The sequence below is a fragment of the Paraburkholderia sp. LEh10 genome (genome assembly GCF_017814945.1).
In the GTDB taxonomy this organism is placed as follows: Bacteria; Pseudomonadota; Gammaproteobacteria; order Burkholderiales; family Burkholderiaceae; genus Paraburkholderia.
On record NZ_JAGIPX010000017.1, the window covers coordinates 122,585 to 144,339 of the forward strand.

Annotated in this window: 22 protein-coding genes; 14 read left to right on the forward strand and 8 right to left on the reverse strand. The window is 63.2% G+C overall.

Features of this window, described 5'->3' with window-relative positions; all coding sequences use genetic code 11:
- Positions 1-62: 62 nt before the first annotated feature.
- The 5 genes from J8I87_RS16655 (at position 63) to J8I87_RS16675 (ending at position 6,379) form a co-directional block, all read left to right on the forward strand.
- A complete protein-coding gene (locus J8I87_RS16655; RefSeq protein ID WP_245253976.1) occupies positions 63-575 on the forward strand; it encodes a fimbrial protein in 513 nt (170 codons plus the stop codon).
- Positions 576-831: 256 nt separating this feature from the next.
- On the forward strand, positions 832-1,575 hold the full coding sequence (locus J8I87_RS16660; RefSeq protein ID WP_209932604.1) for a fimbria/pilus periplasmic chaperone: 744 nt from the start codon (positions 832-834) through the stop codon (positions 1,573-1,575).
- Between the two features lie 456 nt (positions 1,576-2,031).
- Positions 2,032-4,608, forward strand: a complete 2,577-nt coding sequence (locus J8I87_RS16665) for a fimbria/pilus outer membrane usher protein (protein ID WP_245253977.1) — start codon at positions 2,032-2,034, stop codon at positions 4,606-4,608.
- An 85-nt stretch (positions 4,609-4,693) separates the two neighbouring features.
- Positions 4,694-5,212 carry a fimbrial protein gene (locus J8I87_RS16670; RefSeq protein WP_209932608.1) on the forward strand — a complete coding sequence of 173 codons (519 nt, stop codon included), beginning with the start codon at positions 4,694-4,696 and terminating at the stop codon, positions 5,210-5,212.
- 717 nt (positions 5,213-5,929) lie between these two features.
- A complete protein-coding gene (locus J8I87_RS16675; protein ID WP_209932610.1) occupies positions 5,930-6,379 on the forward strand; it encodes a fimbrial protein in 450 nt (149 codons plus the stop codon).
- Between the two features lie 124 nt (positions 6,380-6,503).
- Here the strand turns inward: J8I87_RS16675 and sodB are convergent, their stop codons facing one another.
- Both sodB and xseA read right to left on the reverse strand, forming a co-directional pair.
- Entirely contained in the window at positions 6,504-7,082 is a 579-nt protein-coding gene (gene sodB, locus J8I87_RS16680; protein ID WP_209932612.1) for a superoxide dismutase, read from the reverse strand.
- 208 nt (positions 7,083-7,290) lie between these two features.
- Entirely contained in the window at positions 7,291-8,670 is a 1,380-nt protein-coding gene (xseA, locus tag J8I87_RS16685; RefSeq protein ID WP_209932614.1) for an exodeoxyribonuclease VII large subunit, read from the reverse strand.
- 584 nt (positions 8,671-9,254) lie between these two features.
- Between xseA and lpxK the strand changes: the two genes are divergently transcribed.
- The 6 genes from lpxK (at position 9,255) to J8I87_RS16715 (ending at position 13,380) form a co-directional block, all read left to right on the forward strand.
- Positions 9,255-10,271 (forward strand): tetraacyldisaccharide 4'-kinase, encoded by a 1,017-nt coding sequence (gene lpxK, locus J8I87_RS16690; RefSeq protein ID WP_209932616.1) that lies wholly within the window; start codon positions 9,255-9,257, stop codon positions 10,269-10,271.
- The gene (locus J8I87_RS16695; protein ID WP_007180583.1) at positions 10,252-10,455 is read left to right on the forward strand and encodes a Trm112 family protein; all 204 of its coding nucleotides are present in this window, start codon (positions 10,252-10,254) and stop codon (positions 10,453-10,455) included. Before lpxK ends, J8I87_RS16695 begins: the two co-directional genes overlap by 20 nt.
- Positions 10,456-10,655: 200 nt before the next feature.
- Positions 10,656-11,459, forward strand: coding sequence for a 3-deoxy-manno-octulosonate cytidylyltransferase (kdsB, locus tag J8I87_RS16700; RefSeq protein ID WP_209932653.1), 804 nt, complete (start codon positions 10,656-10,658; stop codon positions 11,457-11,459).
- A gap of 252 nt (positions 11,460-11,711) precedes the next feature.
- Positions 11,712-12,377 (forward strand): adenylate kinase, encoded by a 666-nt coding sequence (gene adk / locus J8I87_RS16705; RefSeq protein WP_209932618.1) that lies wholly within the window; start codon positions 11,712-11,714, stop codon positions 12,375-12,377.
- A 36-nt stretch (positions 12,378-12,413) separates the two neighbouring features.
- Positions 12,414-12,569 (forward strand): hypothetical protein, encoded by a 156-nt coding sequence (locus J8I87_RS16710; RefSeq protein WP_209932620.1) that lies wholly within the window; start codon positions 12,414-12,416, stop codon positions 12,567-12,569.
- Positions 12,570-12,621: 52 nt separating this feature from the next.
- Positions 12,622-13,380: a 3-hydroxyacyl-CoA dehydrogenase gene (locus J8I87_RS16715; RefSeq protein ID WP_209932621.1), complete on the forward strand. Its 759-nt coding sequence runs from the start codon at positions 12,622-12,624 to the stop codon at positions 13,378-13,380.
- A gap of 94 nt (positions 13,381-13,474) precedes the next feature.
- Here the strand turns inward: J8I87_RS16715 and J8I87_RS16720 are convergent, their stop codons facing one another.
- On the reverse strand, positions 13,475-14,317 hold the full coding sequence (locus J8I87_RS16720; protein WP_209932654.1) for a SirB1 family protein: 843 nt from the start codon (positions 14,315-14,317) through the stop codon (positions 13,475-13,477).
- 5 nt (positions 14,318-14,322) lie between these two features.
- Complete coding sequence (murJ, locus tag J8I87_RS16725; protein WP_209932623.1) at positions 14,323-15,873, reverse strand: murein biosynthesis integral membrane protein MurJ; 1,551 nt, start codon at positions 15,871-15,873, stop codon at positions 14,323-14,325.
- Between the two features lie 449 nt (positions 15,874-16,322).
- On the opposite strand from murJ, the gene rpsT reads away from it, so the two are divergent.
- Entirely contained in the window at positions 16,323-16,601 is a 279-nt protein-coding gene (gene rpsT, locus J8I87_RS16730; RefSeq protein ID WP_012399948.1) for a 30S ribosomal protein S20, read from the forward strand.
- 199 nt (positions 16,602-16,800) lie between these two features.
- Here rpsT and J8I87_RS16735 read toward each other — a convergent pair whose 3' ends face one another.
- Positions 16,801-17,136, reverse strand: coding sequence for a DUF3579 domain-containing protein (locus J8I87_RS16735; protein WP_209932625.1), 336 nt, complete (start codon positions 17,134-17,136; stop codon positions 16,801-16,803).
- Between the two features lie 454 nt (positions 17,137-17,590).
- Between J8I87_RS16735 and argF the strand changes: the two genes are divergently transcribed.
- Positions 17,591-18,520, forward strand: coding sequence for an ornithine carbamoyltransferase (gene argF, locus J8I87_RS16740; RefSeq protein WP_209932626.1), 930 nt, complete (start codon positions 17,591-17,593; stop codon positions 18,518-18,520).
- Between the two features lie 104 nt (positions 18,521-18,624).
- Here the strand turns inward: argF and murB are convergent, their stop codons facing one another.
- Positions 18,625-19,665, reverse strand: a complete 1,041-nt coding sequence (murB, locus tag J8I87_RS16745) for a UDP-N-acetylmuramate dehydrogenase (RefSeq protein ID WP_209932628.1) — start codon at positions 19,663-19,665, stop codon at positions 18,625-18,627.
- Between the two features lie 203 nt (positions 19,666-19,868).
- Between murB and J8I87_RS16750 the strand changes: the two genes are divergently transcribed.
- A complete protein-coding gene (locus J8I87_RS16750; RefSeq protein ID WP_054916938.1) occupies positions 19,869-20,354 on the forward strand; it encodes a YajQ family cyclic di-GMP-binding protein in 486 nt (161 codons plus the stop codon).
- 102 nt (positions 20,355-20,456) lie between these two features.
- Here the strand turns inward: J8I87_RS16750 and plsY are convergent, their stop codons facing one another.
- Together plsY and ybaK are read right to left on the reverse strand one after the other, a co-directional pair.
- On the reverse strand, positions 20,457-21,092 hold the full coding sequence (plsY, locus tag J8I87_RS16755; protein WP_209932629.1) for a glycerol-3-phosphate 1-O-acyltransferase PlsY: 636 nt from the start codon (positions 21,090-21,092) through the stop codon (positions 20,457-20,459).
- A 136-nt stretch (positions 21,093-21,228) separates the two neighbouring features.
- A complete protein-coding gene (gene ybaK / locus J8I87_RS16760; protein ID WP_209932630.1) occupies positions 21,229-21,720 on the reverse strand; it encodes a Cys-tRNA(Pro) deacylase in 492 nt (163 codons plus the stop codon).
- Positions 21,721-21,755 lie beyond the last annotated feature (35 nt).

The window sequence follows — 21,755 nt, forward strand, 5'->3', positions numbered from 1 at the left end:
CCATACCTTAATCAGGAATATCAAGCATGAAAAAAATCGCATTTCCGCTGATCGTTGCAGCAATGAGCCTGGCCGGCACGGCCGCGCACGCAACGCCGACAAGCAACGGTGGCGTGGTGACCATCAACGGTCAACTGATGGCCAACACCTGCACCGTGAGCGGCAATGGTCAAGGTGTCAATTTCACGGTCACGCTGCCGACGCTCTCCGCTTCGGCGCTGTCGGCTGCGGGTTCCACGGCGGGTGCGACCGGCTTCAACATCGCCCTTTCCGCCTGCACGCCGACGACGGGCAATGTGCACACCTTCTGGGAATACGGCACCAACACATTGGCTGACGGCAACCTGAAGAACAACGGCACGGCCACCAACGTGGAAGTTCAGCTGCTCGACTACAACGGCTCGCAAAAAGTCCTCAACGTGAGCAAGGCCGATGGCGCACAGAACGCACAGACGGTTGCGATCTCGGGCGGCAATGCCAGCCTGCAGTATGCGGCGCAATATGCTTCGCCGGCGGGCGGTGCGACGGTCGGCACCGTGACGACAACTGTCACCTACTCGATGGTTTACCAGTAAGCACTGGCCCATCTTCGGCCATCCGCGGCACACCACACTTGGTAAGTACGACGATTCAAATGCCGGGCGATCACGGCGACGCAGCTCGTGGTCGATGGCGTCGAAAATCCAGCGCAGTCGTCCACGATCGCCTCTCCCCAGCCTGTGCTGCCGGTGCGAAGCGATCACTTGCCAGTACACGTCTTGCCGCGCGCAACGGGCGTCGCGCACATGCACGGCGTCCCGTTCTCGAAGGCCCGTTTTCTACTGAATGTTCATGAGTATCCGAAGAACCGTTTCGAGCGCCCTGGCCGCAAGCGTGTTGGCGCTGGGTGCGATGTTGCCGTTTGCAGCTGACGCATCGGTCGTGATCGCCGGTACGCGCGTGGTCTACAACGCCGCCGATAGCGAGGTCACGCTCAAGCTTTCCAACGTCGGCAAATCGCCGGCGCTGACCCAGATATGGCTCGACAAGGGCGACCTGAAGGCCGACCCGAGCAAGCTCGATCTGCCGTTCATGTTGACGCCGCCGCTCGCGCGCATCGATCCGGGCAAATCGCAGACCATCCGCATCGCCTATACAGGTGAAGCGATGCCGCAGGATCGGGAGACGCTGTTATGGTTCAACGTGCTTGAGGTACCGCCCAAGCCGACTGCGGAACAGGCGGGAGCGAACCACGTGCAGCTCGCGTTCCGTACGCGGCTCAAGTTCTTTTTCCGGCCGGCTGGCCTTGCAGGCAAATCCGACGAAGCACCGGACCACCTCACATGGCGCATGGCCGCGCAGAACGGCCGACCGGCGCTGCTGGTTTCCAATCCGACGCCCTATCACGTCACCGTCATCGAGGCTCACGTCGGCGAAGGCGAGCAGGCGCCACGGTTCGACGATGGCGGCATGGTGGACCCCGGCGGCCAGTTGGAATTGCCGCTGTCCGGATCGCCCGCCGCTGGCGGCAAGGTGTCGTTCACCACGCTCAACGACTACGGCGGCCCCATGAAGCACGAGGCGGCGCTGCAGTAGTCACTCGCTGCTCACGCGCTGACGAATCCCGGCACGAATGCCGGTGTTTCGTCAACCGTTTGGAATGAGCGTCAACAGAAACAACCGTCAGTGCTCGCCGCATAGCTACATGCAATTTCCGCGAGGTAGACGCTTCAGATGCCGATGACTTCTTGCATCGGCAGGGGCCGGTCTTGCCTGCGAATCCGGCTCGATATGAACGATCGCAATTCGAAAAGAAACTCCAAAGCAGCACACGCCTATCCTTTCAGGCTGAGCCGGGCGAGCGTCGCCGTGCTGCTCGCGTTGTCCGCCGCGCATGCGAAGGCAGACGGCGCCCATAGCCTCGCCGCGCAGGCAGACGTCCCGCCACCCGCGGACGCGCCCAACGCCTCCGCACGAGGTCGTGTCATTGCCGACGCCATGCCGAACGCCACGGGCACAGTCCCCGCGACTTCCGCGATCCCGGATGCACCGATGGCGCCACGTACGCGCACGGCCGTGTCGCGCGTCAATCTCACGCTGGCAACGCCGTCAGTCGGGTCCGAAGCCGCAAGCACGGCTTCGCAGGCCGCCACGCAGTCAACTGCCCAGTCAGAGCCCGCATCCGTCGAATTCAACTCGTCGTTTCTCAACGGCACGGGCGCGGCGCAGACAGACATCAGCCGCTTCGACAAAGGCAACGTCGCGCTGCCGGGACGCTATCGCGCCGCGCTGTACGTGAACCAGGTGTGGGTCGGCACGGCCGAAGTCACGCTGCGCCAACTGGACGTCCCCGGCCATCCCGTGCGTCCGACGTTCGACCGCGATCTTCTCGAGCGTATCGGCGTGGATATGACGCGCCTCGGCGACACGGTTCTCGCCAGACTCGGCACCGCGACCGGCCATGTCGACGCGCCTCTGCCCGACCTGATTCCGCAAGCGACGGCCGCTTTCGACATGGGCGAGCAACGCCTCGACGTGACCGTGCCGCAAGCGATGATGAGCCGCAACGCGCGCGGCTGGGTCGACCCGAAGTTCTGGGACGACGGCGTGCCCGCGGCCGTGCTGCAATACAACGCGAACGTCTACCACAGCAACGGCAGCGGCTTCGCGAACACGCAGAGCTATCTGGGCCTCACGGCGGGCGCGAATTTCGGCGCATGGCGTTTTCGCTACAACGGCAACGTCACGAACTCGACGCTCGGCGGCACGCACGTACAAAGCATGCAAACGTACGCGCAACGCTCATTCGCGCCGATCAAGAGCCAGCTCACGGTGGGCGACTCGTTCACCGACGGCACGATCTTCGATTCGTTCGGCGTGCGCGGCGTGCAGATCGGCAGCGACGACCGCATGTATCCCGAGTCGCAGCGCGGCTACGCGCCGACCGTGCGCGGCATCGCGAACACCAACGCGAAGGTTCAGGTCAGGCAGAACGGCAACATCATCTACGAAACGACGGTGCCGCCCGGACCGTTCGAGATCAACGATCTCTACCCGACGGGCTATGGCGGCGACCTGCAGGTGGTCGTGACGGAAGCCGACGGCAGCCAGCGCATCGCATCCGTTCCGTATTCAGCACCCGTCAATGCGCTGCGCGAAGGACGCTGGCGCTATAGCGTCTCGGCGGGCCAGTACCGCAACACCAGCGTGGAGACGCATCCGTTCGTGTTCGAAGGCGGCGTGCAACGCGGTCTGAACAACTTCGTCACGCTCTATGGCGGCACGATACTCGGCGAGGACTATGTGTCCGCGGCAGCCGGCGTCGCGCTCGATACGCCGATAGGCGCGTTCGGCTTCGACGTGACGCAGGCGAACACGGACCTGCATAGCCTCGGTACCCGCAGCGGACAGAGCTTGCGCCTTTCCTATTCGCGCACGTTCGCGCCGACCAGCACAGCCGTCACGCTGGCCGCATATCGCTATTCGACGAGCGGCTTCCTCGACTATCAGGACGCGATGACGCTGCGCGATCTCGCGCTGCACGGCACCGCCTTCACCAATAACGGCATCCAGAAAGGCCGTCTGCAACTGACGCTGAACCAGTATCTCGGCAAGTACGGTTCGGTCTACGCGTCGGGCTACACGCAGAACTACTGGAACAAGACGGGCCGCGATACCGCCTTCCAGCTTGGCTACAACACCAACGTTGGCCGGGTCGGCGTCGGCGTGTCGGCGTCGCGCGAACTCGACGCCAACACGGCGCGCTGGGACAACCGCATCATGCTCAACCTCAGTATTCCGCTCAACATCGGCTCGACGGCCGCGAATACGCAGACGAGCTTCACACATGACTCGAATGACAACAGCAGTCAGATTCAGGAGACCTTCTCCGGCGCGGCCGGCAAGGATTTCGACGTCAACTACGGCGTCACGGCGGGCCGCACATGGGGCAGCACGTCGGGCAACAGCCTCAATGCAAACGTCGGGTATCTCACGCGATGGTCGCAACTGCGCGCCAATGCAGGTTACGCGAACGGTTACACGCAGGCGGGCTTTGGCGCGACGGGATCGATCGTCGGCTATGAGGGCGGCCTCGTGCTGTCGCCGCAAACGGGCGACACCTATGCGGTGATCGAAGCGAAGGATGCCGCGGGCGCGCGTATATCCACTTCGCCGGGCGTGCGGCTGAACGGGCGTGGACAGGCAGCCGTGGCAGGCATGCTGCCCTATTCGCTGAACAACGTGGAGATCGATACGAAGGGGTTGCCGTTGGGCGTGCAACTGAAGACCACCGAGCAACACTTCGCGCCGACAGCCGGTTCTGTGGTGCGGCTGAAGTTCGATACCGAGGATCGCGGCCGCGCCGTGCTGATGCGCGTGCGGCGTCTGAACAGCGACGCGGTGCCGTTCGGCGCCGACGTGCTCGACGCCGGCGGCAATCTCGTCGGCTCCGTGAGCCAGGGCAGCCGCGCGATGTTCTACATGAAGACGCCTGAAGGCCAGTTCCGCATCAAGTGGGGCGACGGCAATACGCAGAGCTGCACGGTGCGCTATGCACTGCCGAAGGACATGAAAGCCGCGAGAGGCACAGCGGCGGCAACGGTATTCGCAGACGCCGTTTGTGAATAGACCTGCACGGCCAGTTGTCCGCAATTGGCCCGGCGTATCGAACGCGGACATCGGCCACGTTCAATCATGGTGAGGGAACTCCAACATGCGAAAACTCAAACTGTTGCTGGCCATGCTTGCTGCAACAGCCGGCGCGCGCGCTTTCGCGATCGACGCGACGATCTATTACAGCGGTGAGATCGCACAGCCGTCGTGCACGGTGGATACGTCGTCGCTCAATCAGACGGTCAATCTCGGCAGCGCGACCGTGATGGATTTTGGCGCAATCGGCAGCACGCTGAACCCGACGGCTTTCAACGTGCTGCTGAACAGCTGCGGGCCGGGCACGAAAGTCACGATGACCGTGAACGGCACGATGGATACCGTCGCAAGCGTGCTGCAGAACACGGGCACGGCCACGCAGGTGGGCGTGCAACTGTTGCAGGCAACAAGCTCGGGCGCCACGTCCGGTACGCCGATCACGCTCAACAGCGCGATCAATCTCGGCACCGTCGACGCCACCAATGCGATGACCATTCCGATGGTTGCCCAGTTCTATCGCCTCGGCTCGTTGACGGCGGGGTCGGTGACGGCAGCTGCGACGGTGAACTTTACGTATAACTAAACACAACGGTAACTGCATGCGAAGAAGCGAAGCGGTCTTTTTAGAGCAGGCGGCTTCGACGCATCTCGCAGGGTTCATGAAATGACGACAATGATGAAGCACCTCAGAATGTTGCAGCCGCCGCTGCGTGGCCTTCGTATCTGGTTGGGCCTGCTGCTTGCGTTCGCATGCATACAAGGCGCGTGGGCGCAAGTCACGTGTACAGGCGGAGGCGACACGCTCAATGTCACCTTTCCGTCGCAGATTGCCGTGCCTCGCGACGAGGCAGTGGGCACGATGTTGACACCGTGGACGTACTCCGGAAACACAACGTGGACATGCAACAATCCAGGTGGCTACTACGGCCCGGCGGCACAACCTCTGCTCACCGGGAGCCTTTCTTCCGTCACGGTGTCGACGCCGCCCAACAATGGCCTGCCCATGCCCGACAACGCCACCTCATACGCGGTTGTCCAGACCGCAATCCCAGGCATTGGAATCGCGATGGCGGTAGGCGTCTTTGACAAAGGATGTGGCTGGCACGGATGGTTCGATGACACTACAAAGCTGAGAGCCTCTTTTTGCGATGCAGGTGGCACCTGGCCTAACCGGGCCGTTTTCGCAGTTGCGATTGTGAAGACGGGTACGGTCTCGACAGGCGGTGTCTTGCCCGCGGCCGCGATCGCGCAGGCGTATCCGCTCCTGTATAGCCCCCACGTTCCCGTCCCAGGCGCGGCAATGAGCTACCTCACCATGAACGCTGTGCAGATCATTCCGCTGACCTGCACGACGCCCGACATTCCCGTGCAACTCGGCACGCACTATCCTTCCGAGTTGCCGTCCGTCGGTTCGACGACGACGGCCGTGCCGTTCAACATCGGCCTGAACGACTGTCCGGCAGGCATGAATGGCATCCTGTACGAGATCGACCCGGTAACGTCTGTGGTCGACAGTGCGCAGTCGGTGGTCGCGCTCGACAGCAGTTCGACGGCGACAGGCGTGGGCGTGCAACTGCTGGACGGCACGGGCACGGTGTTTCCGCTGGGCACGGCGAAACCGTTCAGCGCTTACAACCCGGGCACGGGCGGCAGCTATACGATTCCGCTGCAGGCGCGCTACTACAGGACAGGAACCTTGACGCCAGGACCCGCCAACTCATCGATGACGGTCACCATGACCTACCAGTGAGCGTTGAAAGAGCGGCATGCCCGTCGCGCATCCCGCAACAAAAAAAGCTCTCGCAAGCGAGAGCTTTTTTATTTGCTTCGGTTTCCAAAGCTATTCGGAAACCTCCAGCAGAAGACGCTTCGACTTAACCGAAATTCTTCTCAGCGAAGTCCCAGTTCACGATGTTCCAGTAAGCTTCGACGAACTTCGGACGCGCATTGCGATAGTCGATGTAGTACGCGTGTTCCCACACGTCGATCGTGAGGAGCGCCTTTGCGTCCGTGGTCAGAGGCGTGGCGGCGTTGCTGGTCGACACGAGATCGAGCGAGCCGTCAGCCTTCTTCACGAGCCACGCCCAGCCCGAGCCGAACGTGCCCACTGCCGTCTTCGTGAACTCTTCCTTGAACTTGTCGAAGGAACCCCACTTCGCGTTGATCGCGTCAGCCAGCTTGCCCTTCGGCGCGCCGCCACCTTGCGGCGACAGGCTGTTCCAGAAGAACGTGTGGTTCCACACTTGCGCGGAGTTGTTGAAGACACCGCCCGACGACTTCTTGACGATTTCTTCCAGCGACAGGCTCTCGAACTCGGTGCCCTTGATCAGATTGTTCAGGTTGGTCACATAGGTCTGGTGATGCTTGCCGTAGTGAAACTCGAGCGTCTCTTCCGACATGTGCGGAGCGAGCGCGTTCTTCGCGAACGGCAGCGGCGGGAGCGTATGTTCCATGGTGCTTATTCCTTTGTATCTGTTTATGGGGAGTCTGCGGATAACGCTGTGGAGCACTCGATTGTAGGCGACTTGGAATAACCCCGCAAACGCAAGCCCATTATGGTGTTGATTGCGAAAACGCGCTGCACGGACGGCGTAATTAATGCTCGCGCGGCATCCATTCATGCATCGGATGAAGGTCAAAAGTACTGTGCGCGACGGCCCATCAAAAGCCATCCGTAAGACGCGGCTGAACATCCGACAACGCAATGTCCGCAGAGCCTTCCGCGAGGTGAACGGTCATGCGCCGTCCCGGTTTCAACGCTGACGGCGCGCGCACCGCACGTCCGCTTTGCGCATCGAGCAGCGCCGCATAGCCGCGCTCCAGCGTGCGCTGCGGACTCAACACTTCGAGCCGCGCAGCCAGCGTTTCCACACGGGCAAGGTGTCTTTCATGCTGGCGCAACAATGCGCGGTCGAGTCGGTCCGCGAGCCCGCTCACCTTCGACCGATGCATCGACAGATCGGGACGCCACCGCTGCCAGCGCATCTGCACGAGCGCGAAACGCGCGCGCGCATCGCGCACCGGGCGCGCACCCGCCGACGCCAGCCGCGCGATCAGCTGTTGCAGATGCGTGCGCTGCCGCGCCAGCCGTTCAGCGGGCGACACGAGGCGCCGCGCGAGCCAGTCGAGCTGCTGCGCGCGGCGCTCCATCATGCGCCCGAAGCCGCGCGCGAGCGTCGCATGCCGATGATCGAGATCGCGCAGCAGCAGCACGCGCTGCGGGCTGACGAGCTCGGCGGCGCCCGTTGGCGTCGGCGCGCGCACGTCGGCGGCGAAGTCGGCGATCGTGAAGTCGGTTTCGTGACCGACGCCGCTCACGACGGGCACGCTGCTCGCCGCGATCGCGCGGGCCAGCACCTCTTCGTTGAACGCCCACAGGTCTTCGATCGAGCCGCCGCCCCGGCAGACGATCAGCACATCGACTTCACGCCGCGCGTTCGCCGTTTCGACCATCGCGGCCAGCTTCGCGCTCACGCCGGCGCCCTGCACGGGCGCCGGATAAACGATCACAGGTATATGCGGCGCGCGGCGCGCGAGCGTCGTCAGCACATCGCGCAGCGCGGCCGCCTGCAATGACGTGACGATGCCGATTGCGCGCGGATGCGCAGGCACCGGGCGTTTGCGCTGCGCATCGAACAGCCCTTCGGCTTCGAGTTGCGCCTTCAGACGCAGGAACGCTTCGTACAGCCGGCCTTGACCCGTGCGGCGCACCGCTTCGACATTGAGCTGAAGTTCGCCGCGCGGCTCGTACATCGTGACGAGCGCGCGCACTTCGATCCGGTCGCCTTCGCGCGGCACGAACTCGGCGTACTGTGCGCGGCCGCGAAACATCACGCAGCGCATCTGCGCCTGCGCGTCCTTGATCGAGAAATACCAGTGCCCGCTGGCGGCGCGCGTGAAGTTCGACACTTCGCCGGATACCCACACGAGCGGGAACGAGCGTTCGAGCATCGTCCCGATCGCGCGGTTGAGCACCGATACGGGAACGACGGCATCGCCACCCGCACCGACGGGAGACGAGAAAGGACTTTCGGAATTCATGCGAGGAATGGTTTTGACAGGCCGGACAGACGATAGACCGATCGGCCAGTCAGGTCCAGCGTGTTCTACTCGTCTTTAGCCGGATTGTTAAAAGTGTCCACATGTCGGGAGGGTCGTGCTGATTTGGCGCAAAACTACTCCAGAGCCCATTTAAAACCATCTAACTCGTTGATTTTTATCATATATTCTAAGTTTTCAAACGTGCTCGCGCCGAGCGAAGGCTTGCGCAGCGGCCCTTTCGACAGATTGAACGGCACATTCTCCACAAAGTTATCCACAGGGTATGGATATCGCATGCGGCGCGTTTCGTCCTCGCGTGAAGGCCTTTCCGACTTGCGGCCGACGCCGCCCGCGCGCTAGAGTGCCGGGTTCTGGCGAATCTGCCGGCATGGTTCGCACAAGCTCGTCCGATCATGTCATGCCCGTTCGTCGTCCCGTTGCCGTCCTTTCGCTGTCCGCGTTGCTTGGTTCCGTTGGTCTTCCTGGTCCCTTTAACCGTCGGTGCAACCCATTGTCCGGAGATGACCGTTGATGTCCGCTCTGTCCGTCCTGTCTGACGCGCCGCGCCGGCCGGCCCCTCACCGATGAGCGAACTCGCGTCCCGCATCGAAGCGCGCATTGCGCGCGAGTGGCGGCAGCGCGGCCCGTTCGCATGGGCGCTGACGCCGCTGTCGTGCCTCTTCGGCGCGGTCGCGCTCGGGCGCCGCGCTGCGTTCGAGCTCGGCTGGCTGAAGTCGGTGCGCGTGCGCGTGCCCGTCGTGATCGTCGGCAACGTGACGGTCGGCGGCACAGGCAAGACGCCGACGGTGATCGCACTCGTCGAGGCGCTGCGCAGCGCGGGCTTCACGCCCGGCGTCGTGTCGCGCGGCTACGGCGCGAAGATCAAGCTGCCCACGCTCGTCACGCCGACGTCGAACGCAAACCAGGCAGGCGACGAGCCGCTTCTCATCGCGCGCCGCACGGGCGCGCCCGTGTTCGTGTGCCCCGACCGCGTGGCGGCCGCCGAAGCGTTGTGCAACGCGTATCGCGATGTCGATGTGATCGTCAGCGACGACGGGCTGCAGCACTACCGCCTGAAGCGCGACGCCGAAATCGTCGTGTTCGATCACCGGCTGGGCGGCAACGGCTTCCTGCTGCCGGCCGGTCCGTTGCGCGAGCCGCTGTCGCGCAAGCGCGACGCGACGCTGATCAACAACCCGTATGACCGCGTGCTGCCGCCCTGGCCGAATACGTTCTCGCTGGATCTCGCGCCTGGCGATGCCTGGCATCTCGACAATCCGCGCCTGCGCCGCCCGCTCGCGCAGTTCGCGGGCGAACGCGTGCTCGCCGCTGCCGGCATCGGCGCGCCCGAACGCTTTTTCGCGACATTGCGCGCGGCGGGCCTCGCGCCCGACACGCGAGCGCTGCCCGACCATTACGCGTTTAGCACGAACCCATTCGTCGACGTGGACGCCGACGCCATCCTGATCACCGAAAAGGATGCGGTAAAATTGGGGTCCTGGCATGATGCGCGGCTGTGGGTCGTTCCCGTCGAAGCCACGCTCGATCATCGCCTCATTGCACTTGTTGTGGAGAAAGTCCGTGGACGCTCGCCTGCTTGAAATTCTCGTTTGCCCGATCTGCAAGGGACCGCTCAGCTACGACCGCGCCGCGCAGGAGCTGATCTGCAACGCAGACAAGCTCGCCTACCCGATCCGCGATGGCATCCCCGTGATGCTCGTCGACGAAGCGCGTCAAACGGTCGAAGGCACGCCCGTTGATCTGAATCCCGGCTCCGTCGCCTGAACGCCCGCGCTGCTGGGCGCAACGCGCCCGGCCAGCAACAACGGCAGACCCATCGGGACACCCATCGCGCCGCCGACAAGGCGGCGCGTTTTTCTCGGCCCTTCAAGGCCTGGTTCGAAGGCTCTCCGGCTGCGCGCTTCATGTCGAAGCCCTGCATGCCCGAAGCCGCTCTTGTCGAGGCCAATGCGGCCGCTTTTCCGATGACCGACACCCAGCAGACTCCGCCCTTCATCGCCGTCGTTCCGGCACGCCTCGCGTCCACGCGCCTGCCAAACAAGCCGCTCGCCGATCTTGGCGGCAAGCCGATGGTCGTGCGCGTCGCCGAGCGTGCGCTCGAATCGGGCGCGCAGCAGGTGCTGGTCGCAACCGATGCGCAATCCGTCTTCGACGTCGCGCGCGCGCATGGCATCGACGTGATGATGACGCGTGCCGATCATCCGTCGGGCACGGACCGGCTCGCGGAAGTCGCGGCCCACTACGGCTGGAGCGATGACACGGTCGTCGTCAACGTGCAGGGCGACGAGCCGCTGATCGATCCCGCGCTGGTGCGCGGCGTTGCGTCGCACCTCGCGGCCACGGAAGGCTGTGCGATCGCGACGGCTGCGCATCCCGTTCATGATCCCGCGGAAGTGTTCAACCCAAACGTCGTCAAGGTGGTGCTCGACGCGCGCGGCGTCGCGCTGTATTTCTCGCGCGCGCCCATTCCGTGGGCGCGCGACGCATATCAGCCGCATTGGCCGAACGTCGCGCACATGCCCGCTCCTCCTGCGCCCGCGGCTGTTTATCGGCACATCGGGCTGTACGCGTATCGCGCGAAGTTTCTCCGTACTTACCCGAGTCTGTCGATCTCGCCGATCGAGCAGGCCGAAGCGCTCGAACAGCTGCGCGCGATGTGGCACGGCGAGCGCATCGCGGTGCTCGTGACGCACGACGCGCCGCTGCCTGGCGTCGACACGCCGGACGATCTTGCCCGCGTACAGGCGTTTTTCGGGTCGTCGGCGTAAAAAGCCATGGCATAATCGATCGTTCGCGCGATTCAGCCGATATCGATGCGCATTGATCGGTATCATCATTCGCCCGTATTTTTATTGCGCCCGTTTTGTCGTTTGCTTTGCAGCGCCGTCTACGATGTGCAGCGCAAAACCGGCAGTGAAAAGCTGCCCGACACGACGGCGTACAACAAAGAATCAAGAGCGCAGACTGCGGCAAAGCGCGCAGTGCGCCAGACAGAATTCACATAGATCTGGAGATATCAAATGCGTTTGATCCTGTTGGGCGCTCCTGGCGCGGGCAAGGGCACCCAGGCGAACTTCATCAAGGAAAAGTTCGGCATTCCGCAAATTTCGACGGGCGACATGCTGCGCGCCGCCGTGAAGGCGGGGACGCCGCTCGGCATCGAAGCGAAGCGCTACATGGATGCCGGCGAGCTCGTCACGGACGAGCTCATCATCAACCTCGTCAAGGAGCGGCTGCAACAGCCGGACTGCGCGAACGGCTATCTGTTCGACGGTTTCCCGCGCACGATTCCGCAAGCGGAAGCGATGAAACAGGCGGGCGTGCCCATCGACTACGTGCTGGAGATCGACGTGCCGTTCGACGAGATCATCACGCGCATGAGCGGTCGCCGCACGCACCCGGCTTCGGGCCGCACGTATCACGTCAAGTTCAATCCGCCGAAGGTCGAAGGCATCGACGACGTGACGGGCGAGCCGCTGATCCAGCGCGACGACGACAAGGAAGAAACGGTGAAGAAGCGCCTCGACGTGTACGTCGCGCAGACGAAACCGCTGATCGACTACTACAACAGCTGGGCGAAAAACGGCGACCCGTCGACGCAATTGAAGGCGCCGCAATACCGCCGCATTTCGGGTCTCGGCAGCGTCGAGGAAATCCGCGATCGGGCGTTCGAAGCATTGAAGTAATACGCGCAAACTCGAATGCGCTTTCGCAGGCAAGACATGAAGAACCCGCCGCTCATGGCGGGTTTTTTATTGGCCGCTTTCGCCGATCGCCTCGCGTTCGTTTGCAGCACTGAGGGGAAAGTGCCGGACTTCGACGCGCGCATGTCGGCGGCGGGCATCTGCGTGGTTGGACGCTCGAAGCCGAGCCGTTAAAATCGTTCAGCGATAAAGATTCGAATGACACGCATCCAATCAAGGAGAAGACATGGATATCAAGGACAACGTGTTTCTGATCACGGGCGGCGCATCCGGGCTTGGCGCCGCGACGGCGCGCCTGATCGCGGAAAACGGCGGTAAGGTCGTGCTCGCGGACCTGAACCACGACGCGGGCACGGCGCTCGCGCAGGAACTGGGCGGTGTGTTCGTCAAGTGCGACGTGAGCCGCGAAGACGATGCCGCGCAAGCCGTCGAAGCCGCGACGAAGCTCGGCGCGCTGCGCGGCCTCATCAATTGCGCGGGCGTCGCACCCGCGATGAAGACGGTCGGCAAGGACGGCCCGCATCCGTTGCACTCGTTCGCGCGCACGGTCTCGATCAACCTCGTCGGCACGTTCAACATGATTCGCCTCGCGGCCGCTGAAATCGCGAAGCTCGAGCCGAATGCGCTCGGCGAACGGGGCGTGATCGTCAACACGGCGTCGGTGGCCGCATTCGATGGACAGATCGGCCAGGCGGCGTATGCGGCGTCGAAAGCAGGTGTCGCGGGCATGACGCTGCCGATCGCACGCGACCTGTCGCGCAACGCGATCCGCGTGATGACGATCGCGCCGGGCATCTTCGAAACGCCGATGCTGCTCGGCATGCCGCAGGAAGTGCAGGACGCGCTCGGCGCGATGGTGCCTTTCCCGCCGCGCCTCGGCAAACCGCATGAGTTCGCGATGCTCGTCAAGCAGATCTTCGACAATCCGATGCTCAACGGCGAAGTGATCCGTCTGGATGGCGCGATCCGGATGCAGCCGAAGTAAGCGCATGCCTCGCGCCAGGCGCTCAACGCCAGGCGCCGAAACGAAAACGCCTGCGTAGTCGGCTACGCAGGCGTTTGTGTTTGAAGCAGCCGGATCAATCGCGATCGTCATGCTGCGTGCGTTGCCGCAACTCGTTCAATTGCGATTCGACGACCATTGCGTCTTCGGCATCCGGCCTGTCGTCGAGATAGCGCTCGAGATCCTCCAATGCCGGCCGCAGGTAATCGAGCCGCGCATACGCGAAACCACGGTCGCGCACTTCCTCGATACTCTCCGGCAACAGGATCACGAGACGCTGCTGCACGGCAAGCAGACGCTGCCAGCGCTCCGTCTGCAGATAGGTGGCCTTGAGGTTGCGCAGCATGCGCGCGATGATCTCGCGCCGCGTCGCCGGTTGCAGCAGCATCCGCAGCGCACGGCTCACCGATTCGCCCGCCCTCGCCACATAAGGCTCGAGCATCTCGACCATTTCGGGTTCCGTCAGCGGATGGCCCGTGGTCGGATCGATCATCGCGTCGCCTTCGGGCAGCGTGACGCGCAGCAGGAAGTGTCCGGGAAACGCCACGCCGCGCACGGGAATATCCACCTGTGACGCCATCTCCAGATACAGCACGGCCAGCGAGATCGGAATGCCGCGCCGGCGCTTGAGCACCATGTTCAGATGGCTGTTGTCCGGGTCGTAGTAGTCGTTGACGTTCGCCGCGAAGCCCAGCTCGCGAAAGAAGTATCGGTTGAGAATGCCGACCCGCTGCTGGATGTCGGCGTCGTCGGGAATGCGGCGCCTGACGCGCAGCGCGAGTTCATCGATCTCAGCGAGCACGGCCTGCAGATCGAGATCGGGATAGGCATCCTGCGCGAGCGAGAGCGCCGCTTCCGTGAGGGGGAGCCCATCGTCCTCGGCGACAAGCGCGCTGAAATAGTCGAGAACCCGCGTCATCGTGATCACTTCACTCGCCTTCTGAAATACGCGTATTTGAAGCCCATCAGCCACAGCATACCGAAATATAGCGCGGCGAACAGCACGAGGCACGCTGCAAGCAGCACCATGCGCCGCACGGGCTCAGCATGCATGCCGATCCAGTCGAAGCTGAGCGCGAACCAGTGCATCACGCCCGCGAGCACGAGACACGCGCCGATGAGTTGGACGAAGAACACCGTCCAGCCCGACGAGGGCATATAGATGCCGCGCCGCCGCAAGCCGATGAAAAGACACAGCGCGTTGACGCAAGCGCCGAGCCCGACCGACAGCGTCAGTCCCGCATGCGCGAAGACCGGCACGAACACGTAGTTGCTCAGCTGGGTGACGACCAGCACGCCGACGCCGATCTTCACGGGCGTCTTGATGTCCTGCTTCGCGTAGAAGCCGGGCGCGAGAATCTTGATCAGGATGAGGCCGACGAGGCCGACGCCGTACGCAGCGAGCGCGCGCCCGACCATCACGACCGCATTGCCGTCGAACTTGCCGTAGTGGAACAGCGTCGCCGTCAGCGGCTCGGCGAAGAAGAACAGCGCGACAGCGCTCGGCGCGGCGAGCAGGAAGGTCACGCGCAAGCCCCAGTCGAGCAGCGACGAATACTCGTGCGCGTCGGCATCGACGTGCGCTTTCGACAGGCTGGGCAACAGGATCGTGCCGAGCGCGACGCCGAGCAGCGCAGTCGGAAACTCCATCAGACGGTCGGCGTAGTTGATCCACGACACCGCGCCCGGCCCGATGTGCGACGCGATGTTGGTATTGATGATGAGGCTGATCTGCGCGACCGAGACCGCGAACATCGCCGGCACCATCTTCGCGAGCACGCGCTTCACGCCGCGATGCGCGATCGCCTTGACGGGATTCAGTCCGATGCGCGGCACCATGTCAATTTTCTTCAGGCCCGGCAACTGCACGACGAACTGCGCGATGCCGCCCGCGATCACGGCCCACGCGAGCGCGTACACGGGCACCTTCATCAGCGGCGCGACGAACACGGCGGCGATGATGAACGCGACGTTCAGCAGCACAGGCGCGAACGCGGGCAACGAGAAGTTCTTGTACGTATTCAGCACGCCCGACGCCAGCGACGTCAGCGAAATGAACACGATGTACGGGAACATGATCCGCGTCATCGACACGGCCAGCGTGAACGCCTGGCCGTCGCCGCGCAGGCCCGATGCGACCACCAGCACGACCCACGTCGCGCCCGCCACGCCGAGCAGCGAGAGGATCGCGAGCGCCCACGCGAGCACCGTCGAGGTCGCGTCGACGAGCGCTTTGGTCGCGTCGTGGCCCTGCTGGTTCTTGAACTCGGCGAGGATCGGCACGAAGGCTTGTGAAAACGCACCCTCGGCGGAAATCCGGCGCAGCAGATTCGGAATTCGGAAAGCGACGTAGAACGCGTCGGTGTACTGGCTCGCGCCGAATGCACGTGCGATCAGGGTCTCGCGGGCCAGTCCGGTCACGCGCGAAAGCAGCGTGAAGCCGCTGACCGTCAGCAGGGCTCGGAATAGATTCATGGGGCGCTTATTATACGGGTGCGTCCAGGGCGGTCAGCATGTGAAGGCACGATTCGTAGCGATTCGGAGCGTTTCGGACCAATTTGCGCGAAAGACGTTCGATTCGACAGCAAGTCTGTGAGAAATTCGTGTCTTTCGAGCCGGCAAACGCTCTCGTGAAGCCGTCTTCCCGTGGCGTTCGAAGGGCAGCATCGGCGGCGCACTGCTGCTTTGCATCAGCGCGTCGCTAACGCAAAGACGAGCCGCGGTTGCCACGTATCTGATTTTGTTGCTATAATCGCCGGTTTCGAAGCTCGCTCGCCTTTCAAAACGGGCTGGACTTCACGTTGTTCTCAGTCGTTCGTCAATTTGCGCCCTTGGGCAATCGCTCTCAGGGGTTCGATCTAAAAGCAGCGCCAGCCTTTGCACAAGGGCCGGCACTGGAAACAGGAACAGGATAAGGAACCGTCATGGCTAACTCCGCACAAGCACGCAAGCGCGCCCGCCAAGCCGCCAAGGCAAACTCGCACAACTCGGCGCTGCGCTCGAAGTACCGCACGGCTGTCAAGGCTGTCCGCAAGGCAATCGAAGCCGGCGACGCAGCGCAGGCCGCTGAAATCTTCAAGGCATCGGCAAAGACGCTGGACATCATTGCCGACAAGAAAATCGTTCACAAGAACAAGGCAGCTCGCCATAAGAGCCGCCTCGCTGCAGCCGTCAAGGGTCTGCAAGCGCCCGCAGCGCAGTAAATTCACGAATCCGGCCGCTCGCCTTGCGCGAGCGGCTTCCTGTTTCCGCTGTGTCATGAAAGCCCGCTCTCGCGGGCTTTTTTGTTTTTGCGCCCCGTGTCACGTCTCGAGCGCGCCTCGCGCGCAAGCCGCCACCACAAAAAAAGCGGGCACAAAAAAACCCGCAGATGCGGGTTCCATTGTTCGTGCAGCACGACGCTCAGCGCGCCGGCGCCTTGCGCGCTTCATGCTCCGGCGGAAGCTCGCACGCCTCCGTAACGAGAAGATCGTTGTCTTTCGCGAAGTTGATCACGAAGTCGAAAGCCATCGGTTCGATATCCCGCAACCGCGAATCGAGAATCACGCACTTCAGGTCGCCGACCATCGTCGGACGCACGTAATGGGAATATTGGAGACGGGCATTCGGCCCTTTCGCGCCCGGACCGAAACACGACATCACGCCCGCCAGCCGCTCCGACCAGTCGCTTGGACGAAACTTGCGTCCAGACGACGTGACGCCTTGAATGAAATATTCGGTTGGGGGTGTGTCGGCCATGTACGAAACCCTGTGTGACTGCCCAGCGATCTGCCGGAGATGAGCCTGCGAAGGATGACTGCCTGAAAACGCTGTCCGAACACGTCTCGCGACCGCGCGAACCTTGCAGCGAGCCTGCCGTTCGCCTGCCGCAGCGGGCCAGCGAGGCCGCCTTGGCAGCAGTCGTGATGGCGCACAGCGCGGCACATGCGCGAGGTACGCGAAAACCGTGTCCTGCAAGCAAGGAGCTGCCTGCCGGGCTCTGAGAAAACTTCGAGATTATAGCGCAGCCAGGGTTTCTCCGCACCGCACATAAGCGTGATGGAACAGTCCCTTACGCGATCCGGCAAAGTCGCCCATGCCGCGTGGCCGACTCGTCAAATCATTCAAAATCCTTTATGCTGGATTGAGTTACCACAAACGACGGCGGCCCAGTCCGGCATCTTCGCCCGGGTGAATCCGCCGTATTTGTTTTATGACCGCCAAGAAAATCCGCCACTATCTGCAGTTCAACGATTTCTCGCTGGAAGACTACGAGTACGTGCTCGAACGCGCGCGCATCCTGAAGCGCAAGTTCAAGAACTACGAGACGTATCATCCGCTGCACGACCGCACGCTCGCGATGATCTTCGAGAAGAATTCGACGCGTACGCGCCTGTCGTTCGAAGCGGGCATCTTCCAGCTGGGCGGTCACGCCGTCTTCATGAGCACGCGCGACACGCAGCTCGGCCGCGGCGAACCGATTGAAGACGCGGCGCAGGTCATCTCGCGGATGGTCGACATCATCATGATCCGCACGTTCGGCCAGGACATCATTCAGCGGTTTGCCGAAAACTCGCGCGTGCCCGTCATCAACGGGCTGACGAACGAGTATCACCCGTGCCAGGTGCTCGCGGACATCTTCACGTACTACGAACATCGCGGCCCGATCCGCGGCAAGACGGTCGCGTGGGTCGGCGACGCGAACAACATGCTGTATACGTGGATCGAAGCGGCGCACATTCTCGGCTTCAGGCTGCGCTTGTCCACGCCGCCGGGTTACAAGCTCGACCGCGCGCTGGTCGCACCGGACAGCGCGCCGTTCTACGAAGAATTCGACGATCCGAACGAAGCCTGCAAGGGCGCCGACCTCGTGACTACGGACGTGTGGACCAGCATGGGTTTCGAAGCCGAGAACGAAGCGCGCAAGAAAGCGTTCGCGGACTGGTGTGTCGATGCCGACATGATGTCGTGCGCGAACAAGGACGCGCTCTTCATGCACTGCCTGCCTGCGCATCGCGGCGAGGAAGTCAGCGCGGAGGTGATCGACGGTCCGCAGAGCGTCGTATGGGACGAAGCGGAAAACCGGCTGCACGTGCAGAAAGCGCTGATGGAATTCCTGCTGCTCGGCAAGCTGAATCACTGAGATTCCCCGAGCGAAAGCCTCGCAACGGACCAAACAGAATCGCCGGCTTCGAGCCGGCGATTTCGTTTCCGCGATGCTTCAACGCGCGGCGCGTAGCACGCGCATCAAAGACAGACTGGCTCGGCTTCCAGTTCCACGCCGAAACGCGTCGCGACGTCGTGCTGGATCGCCTTCGCGAGCGCCAGCACCTCGGCTCCGCTCGCGCCGCCGCGGTTCACGAGCACGAGCGCCTGCCGCTCATGCACGCCCGCCGCCCCCATCTCGCGCCCCTTCCATCCGCAGCGGTCGATCAGCCAGCCAGCCGCGAGCTTCACGCGTCCGTCCGGCTGACGATACGAGACGATCTGCGGCTCTTTCGCGAGCAGCGCGTCGAACTGCGCCGCCTCGACGACGGGATTCTTGAAGAAGCTCCCCGCATTGCCGAGCGCGAGCGGATCCGGCAGTTTCGCTCGCCGCACGGCGACGACGGCATCGAAGATGGCCTGAGGCGTCGGCGTCGCATCGCCGAGACCGGCTGCGGCGAGTTCGCGTGCGATGTCGGCATAGCCGGAGCGCGGCACCCACGCTTTCGGCAACCTGAACGTCACCGATACGATCACAAAGCGCTCGCGCCCTTCCTGCTTGAAGAAGCTGTCGCGATAGCCGAAGCGGCAAGCATCGGCATCGAGTTCCACTGCTTCGCCCGTCGCCAGCTCGATCGCCCGCAGCGATGCGAAGCGCTCGCACATCTCCAGCCCGTACGCGCCGATGTTCTGTATCGGCGCCGCGCCCACCGTGCCCGGAATCAGCGCGAGATTTTCGAGGCCGGGCATGCCTTCTGCAATCGTCCACGACACGAAGTCGTGCCAGTTCTCGCCTGCCGCGGCCTCGACGTACCACGCGTCGACGTCCTCGCGGACCAGCTTGCGGCCGCGCAGCGCGATCAACAGCACGAGGCCGTCGAAGTCGCGCGTCAGCACGACGTTGCTGCCACCGCCCAGCACGAGCCGCCGCAAGCCCTTCGCGCGCGGGTCGCGCAAGGCGGCAAGCAGTTGCGCGTCGCTTTCGATGCGGCATGCGAGCCGCGCGCGCACGTCGAAGCCAAAGGTGTTGTGCGACTTCAGCGGAAAGTCGGCGGCGAACAGAAGCGGATCGGACTGGGACATCAGGAGTTCTGGCAAGCGCCCGGGACAACGCGCGGACGGGTGTTGCAACCGGCTCGCGAGCCTTGGGCAAAAGGGGAAGGCGTCGGTAAAATGACACCGGTTCGTGATTATAGCGAGAGCGTCGCGCGCAGCCGTCCAGCCGTCACGTTGCGGCACGGTCGGCAAGGCGGCACGACGCGGCTCGATACAAATGGGAGAAAGCAATGCCATCGTTTGACGTCGTCTGCGAAGCCAACATGATCGAAGTGAAGAACGCCATCGAGCAGTCGAACAAGGAAATCTCGACGCGCTTCGACTTCAAGGGCTCGGACGCCCGCGTCGAGCAAAAGGAGCGAGAACTCACCGCGTTCGCCGACGACGAGTTCAAGCTCGGCCAGGTGAAGGACGTGCTCGTGTCGAAAATGGCGAAGCGCAACGTGGACGTGCGCTTCCTCGACTACGGCAAGATCGAGAAGATCGGCGGCGACAAGGTCAAGCAGGTCGTCACCGTGAAGAAGGGCGTGTCCGGCGATCTCGCGAAGAAAATCGTCAAGCTCGTGAAGGACAGCAAGATCAAGGTCCAGGCGAGCATCCAGGGCGACGCGGTGCGCGTGACGGGCGCCAAGCGCGACGATCTGCAAAGCGTGATTGCGATGCTGCGCAAGGACGTGACGGATACGCCGCTCGATTTCAACAACTTCCGCGATTGATCTTTCGGCTCGAGCGCCGCTCGGCGGGCGGCGCTTCGATCAACCTTCGGTAGCCTGCGCTCGCCGGAAAGCCTGGCAAAGCAGCCATCGTTCGATGCTGTTTCAATGCTTGGAGGCCGGCCGCGCCGCCTCAGCTTTTTTCTTGTCGCCGATGCGGCTCTCCTGCCCTGCCACCAGCTTCGCGATGTTCGCCCGGTGACGCCAGATCAGCAGCGCGCTCATTGCGACGATCGCCAGCGCAATCACGTTCGCGCCGAACAGAAACCCGTCGAACAGCGGCGCGAAGATCGCCGCGCACAGCGCCGCCAGCGACGAATAGCGCGTGAAGAACGCGACAATCAGCCAGGTCAGCAGCGTCGCGATGCCGAGTATGGGATTGATCGCGAGCAGCACGCCCGCCGCCGTCGCGACGCCCTTGCCACCCTTGAAGCGGAAATAGACGGGATACAGATGGCCGAGAAACACGGCGATCGCCGCGATCGCAACGGACGTATCGTCGAGCCCGAAGCGCGCCGAGAAGTGCCCCGTGAGCCACACGGCGATCCAGCCTTTGAACGCGTCGCCGATCAGCGTGAGAATCGCAGCCTTCTTGTTGCCGCTGCGCAGCACGTTGGTCGCGCCGGGGTTCTTCGAGCCGTACGAGCGCGGATCGGCCAGCCCCATCGCGCCGCTGACGATCACGGCAAACGACACCGAGCCGATCAGATAGGCCACGACGGCGACAATCAGGTTTTCCATGTTGAAACTCTTATCAGTGTCGGAAAGCGCAAAAGGCAACACACAAGGCAAGACTAGCGGCGCGGGTCCCCATTCGCCGCGTGCGCAACGGCGCACATTCTACCGAACCCGGCACACCGTTTTACAGGCATGCGCTTCAATCGACGCTTGCGCACTGCACCGGCTTCGCGGACAGCAGCGACGTCAGCACGCCGGGCGCGATGCTGACGAGAAAGCCGCGCCGCCCGCCGTTGATCCAGATACTGTCCAGTTCGAGTATCGTCGATTCGACGTAGACGGGCATCGCCTTCTTCGTCCCGAACGGCGACGTGCCGCCGATCATGTAGCCCGAATGCCGGCTCGCGACTTCCGGCTTGCAGGGCTCAACGCGTTTCGCGCCGATCTGCCGCGCGAGATTCTTCGTCGATACGGTGCGGTCACCGTGCATCAGCACGATCAGCGGCTTCGCGTGCTCGTCTTCCATCACCAGCGTCTTGACGACGTGATGCTCGTCGACGCCAAGCTGGCGCGCCGATTCACCCGTGCCGCCGTGCTCGACGTAGTCGTACGGATGCTCGCCGAACTCGATCTTGTGGCGGCGCAGGTACTGCGTGGCGGGTGTTTCGGAAACGTGTCTGGATTTGCTCATCGGCGCATTGTAATGTCCGCGCGTCGCAACGGCCA